The 3,619-nt window shown below is 44.5% G+C and carries 4 protein-coding genes; 2 read left to right on the top strand and 2 right to left on the bottom strand.

The window, feature by feature from the left end:
- Positions 1-4 precede the first annotated feature (4 nt).
- Together DBR11_RS25300 and DBR11_RS25295 are read left to right on the top strand one after the other, a co-directional pair.
- Positions 5-1,564 carry an MFS transporter gene (locus tag DBR11_RS25300; protein WP_108555358.1) on the top strand — a complete coding sequence of 520 codons (1,560 nt, stop codon included), beginning with the start codon at positions 5-7 and terminating at the stop codon, positions 1,562-1,564.
- Positions 1,561-1,806: a DUF6814 family protein gene (locus DBR11_RS25295; RefSeq protein ID WP_108555357.1), complete on the top strand. Its 246-nt coding sequence runs from the start codon at positions 1,561-1,563 to the stop codon at positions 1,804-1,806. Before DBR11_RS25300 ends, DBR11_RS25295 begins: the two co-directional genes overlap by 4 nt.
- Positions 1,807-1,814: 8 nt before the next feature.
- Here DBR11_RS25295 and DBR11_RS25290 read toward each other — a convergent pair whose 3' ends face one another.
- Together DBR11_RS25290 and DBR11_RS25285 are read right to left on the bottom strand one after the other, a co-directional pair.
- Positions 1,815-3,002: a class I SAM-dependent rRNA methyltransferase gene (locus DBR11_RS25290; RefSeq protein ID WP_108555356.1), complete on the bottom strand. Its 1,188-nt coding sequence runs from the start codon at positions 3,000-3,002 to the stop codon at positions 1,815-1,817.
- 213 nt (positions 3,003-3,215) lie between these two features.
- Positions 3,216-3,619: superoxide dismutase (locus tag DBR11_RS25285; RefSeq protein ID WP_108555355.1), on the bottom strand; the 404-nt coding region annotated here is incomplete at its 5' end.

Genomic DNA, 3,619 nt, shown 5'->3' with positions numbered 1-3,619 from the left:
ACTTATGGGTCTGAAAACCAACGGGAATTCTATTTTCAAAGTGATTGGTGCGTCTTCACTCGGCACTCTTATCGAATGGTATGATTTTTATATTTTTGGAAGCCTGGCTACCATTATCGGTGCTAAGCTATTTCCAGCTGATGCAGGTGCCTCTGCGCTGATCAATACGCTGGCTATTTTTGCTGCCGGATTTATTGTCCGACCTTTTGGAGCACTTGTATTTGGGCGGCTTGGGGACCTGATCGGGCGGAAATATACCTTTTTGCTTACGCTTGTGCTCATGGGAGGGTCCACCTTTCTGATCGGACTGATTCCCTCTTATTCCACAATTGGATATGCAGCACCTATTCTGGTGCTGATCTTGCGTCTGATACAGGGCCTTGCACTGGGAGGAGAGTACGGAGGCGCAGCAACTTACGTAGCAGAACATGCTGCTTCCGGAAGAAGAGGGTTTTTTACCAGCTGGATCCAAACTACAGCAACCGGAGGTCTTTTTCTATCGCTTGGGATCATTGTTCTGACGAAAAACCTGATTGGTGCGGAAGACTTTGCAGCCTGGGGCTGGCGGGTGCCTTTCCTGTTGTCCATCCTGTTGGTTGGTGTTTCGATTTATATCCGGATGAAGATGCACGAATCGCCCATGTTCAGTAAGCTTAAATCGGAAGGTAAAGTATCAAAGAATCCACTTAAGGAAAGCTTTAGTCATAAAACGAATTTCAAAATGGTTCTGCTGGCCTTATTCGGCGCAACGATGGGACAGGGGGTAATCTGGTATACTGGCCAGTTCTATGCGCAGTCTTTTCTGGAAAATACCTGTAAGGTAGATTTTAATGACTCCAGGTATATTCTTTTATGGGGTATTGCTTTTGCGACCCCTTTCTTTGTCATTTTTGGTTCCTGGAGTGACCGTGTAGGCAGGAAATGGATCATGCTGAGCGGAATGCTGCTGGGTATTGTTTTCTACCGGCCGGTTTATCAGATTTTCCTGGACGATACGGATATGACCAAAACAGAACAAAAGGACATCCTGCAGGTCAGTGACCCGGTGGTGAGCAGGCTTGCTGTGGAAAACACAAAAGACAGTCTGATTACCACAAGTGCCGTAGTAACATTACTTAACGGTGGATCCTATACCAAGGTACAGTCGTATACGAAATATGAGGATCCGGGGAGGGGGTTAGTGGCCGGGCCAGATGTGTATAAAGATAAAACGTTAGCTACGCCTGTCTTCTGGAAATTTGTGGGGCTGATCTTTTTCCAGATCCTGCTGGTTACTATGGTTTATGGCCCGATAGCGGCTTTCCTGGTGGAATTGTTCCCCACCAAGATCAGGTATACCTCTATGTCTTTGCCTTATCATGTTGGAAATGGTGTTTTTGGAGGGCTTGTACCTTTCATTGCAACGCTTATTGTCAGTTTCCCGGGTTCTACACCACTATCCGGCTTGTGGTACCCTATTGGAATCGCTGCGCTCAGTTTCGTTATTGGAGCTGTCTATTTGTCTAATACCAAACCTGATCATGGAGAAGGCCATGAAGAATTAACTAAAGAAATTTTGCCATGAACGGAATAAAAAGAGCCTTGGGCCTATTATGGATCATTATCGGACCTTTAGCAATGGTATTGATGTTTATGCAGGCCATAGAAAAAATCGGACTTGCCGCTGAAGGAGCTGCAAAAACAAATACAGCCCTGCAATGGGGAATCATTCTTTTTATATTCATACCTATAGCCATTGGGCTGGTTATTTTTGGCTGGTATGCTTTAAAAGGTGAATATGATCGTTTGCCCTCAGATGAGCTTTAATGTTGTGCTTAAAGTACCCTGACCAATAATCCTTTGAGGTATTCTCCTTCCGGGAAGGAAATCCTAACCGGGTGATCCTCTGGCTGGGTAAATTGTTTGATGATCTGCACTTCTCTTCCTGCGTCTAAAGCAGCCCATGCAATGATCTGTTTAAAGGTTTCGATATCAACTGCTCCGGAACAGGAATAAGTAGCCAGGAGGCCTCCCTTTTCCAGCAGGAGCATCCCTAGCCTGTTCAGGTCCTTATAAGCCCGCGCAGCACGATCTAATGCGGATCTTGAAGGGGCATATTTTGGGGGGTCTAATACAATAACATCGAATTTTTTCCCTTCTTCTTTAAAAGCCCGAAGCTGCTTGTTCACATCAGACTGTATACTGGTTTGTTGTGTTTCTTTAAAGCCGTTCAGTTCAATATTATGTTTAAGGGTTTCTATCGCAAGGGCAGAACTGTCTACACTGGTAACGTGTTCTGCTCCTAAAGCGAGGCTGTTAAGCGTAAAGCCTCCGCTGTAACAGAAACAATCCAATACATGTTTTCCCTGGGTATATTCGGCCAGGATCCGGCGGTTGTCTCGCTGATCACAATAAAAGCCTGATTTTTGTCCATCTGCTATATTGATATGATAGCGAATGTTGTTTTCTTTGACTTCTATAAATTCCGGTGGTGTTTCTCCCCAAAGCAATCCCTGGGTAACTTCAAGGTTTTCGTGGGTACGGGCATTGGCGTCACTCTTGTCAAAGATTCCTTTGGGTTGTAATTCTGTTCTCAGGATGTCAATGATGTCGTTTTTGCTGTTTTCTATCCCGGCGCTCAGGATTTGAAGAGAAAGGAAGTCTGCATATTGGTCTACAATCAGTCCGGGAAGGAAATCGGCTTCACTGAAGACCAGCCTGCAGGTATTGGTGTTTTTGTCTTTTAAAACATGTTGGCGTGCAGCAATGGCCGCCTGCAGTTTTTCCTGGTACCAGTTTTTATCGATGGTCTTGTTTTCATCCCATTCAATTAGTCTGATGGCCACTCTTGATTGTGCATTGTAATATCCATAGGCTAAGAACTCTTTGTCAGCGGCATACACTTTAACCACTTCGCCATTTTCAGGGCTTCCTTTGATCCTGTCCAATGCGCCGGAGAAGATCCATGGATGGTGCTGGTGTGCTGCTTTTTCCTTGCCTTTTTTTAGTATTACATCAATCATGGTGCAAAAGTAGGAAAATTTGGTGTTTATTCGAACACTGGACATCTTAGATCCTGAGGTCTTCGAATAAATACCAAATTTTTTTGGGAGGAGAGTCCGGTAAGCGAAATAAAGGAATAAATAAATAACAAAAAGCCTGGAGGAATTCCTCCAGGCCTTTTGTTTATCTCTCGTTGCCCTGAAATGGCTCAGGTGAAATACGGAATGATATAATTAAGCAGTTGCTTTTTTGAAACGTTCTGCAACAGCATCCCAGTTTACTACATTCCAGAAAGCTGCAATGTAATCAGGACGTCTGTTTTGATATTTCAGGTAGTAAGCATGTTCCCATACGTCCATTCCTAAAATAGGGAATCCTTTTACTTCCGCTACAGGCATTAACGGATTGTCCTGGTTTGGAGTAGAAGAAACAATTAGTTTTTTATCAGCACCTACGCTCAACCAGGCCCATCCTGAACCAAAACGGGTTGCGCCTGCTTCTGCGAATTTAGTTTTGAAATCTGCGAAAGAACCGAATGCAGCATTGATTGCATCTGCAAGGGCACCTTTAGGCTCTCCACCTTTGTTTGGACCAATAACTTCCCAGAACAAAGTGTGGTTGTAGTGACCTCCACCGT

This window comes from Pedobacter sp. HMWF019 (assembly GCF_003061025.1).
Classification (GTDB): Bacteria; Bacteroidota; Bacteroidia; order Sphingobacteriales; family Sphingobacteriaceae; genus Pedobacter.
Note: the sequence above shows the minus strand (reverse complement) of the source record. Positions and strands in the feature narration are given on the sequence as shown.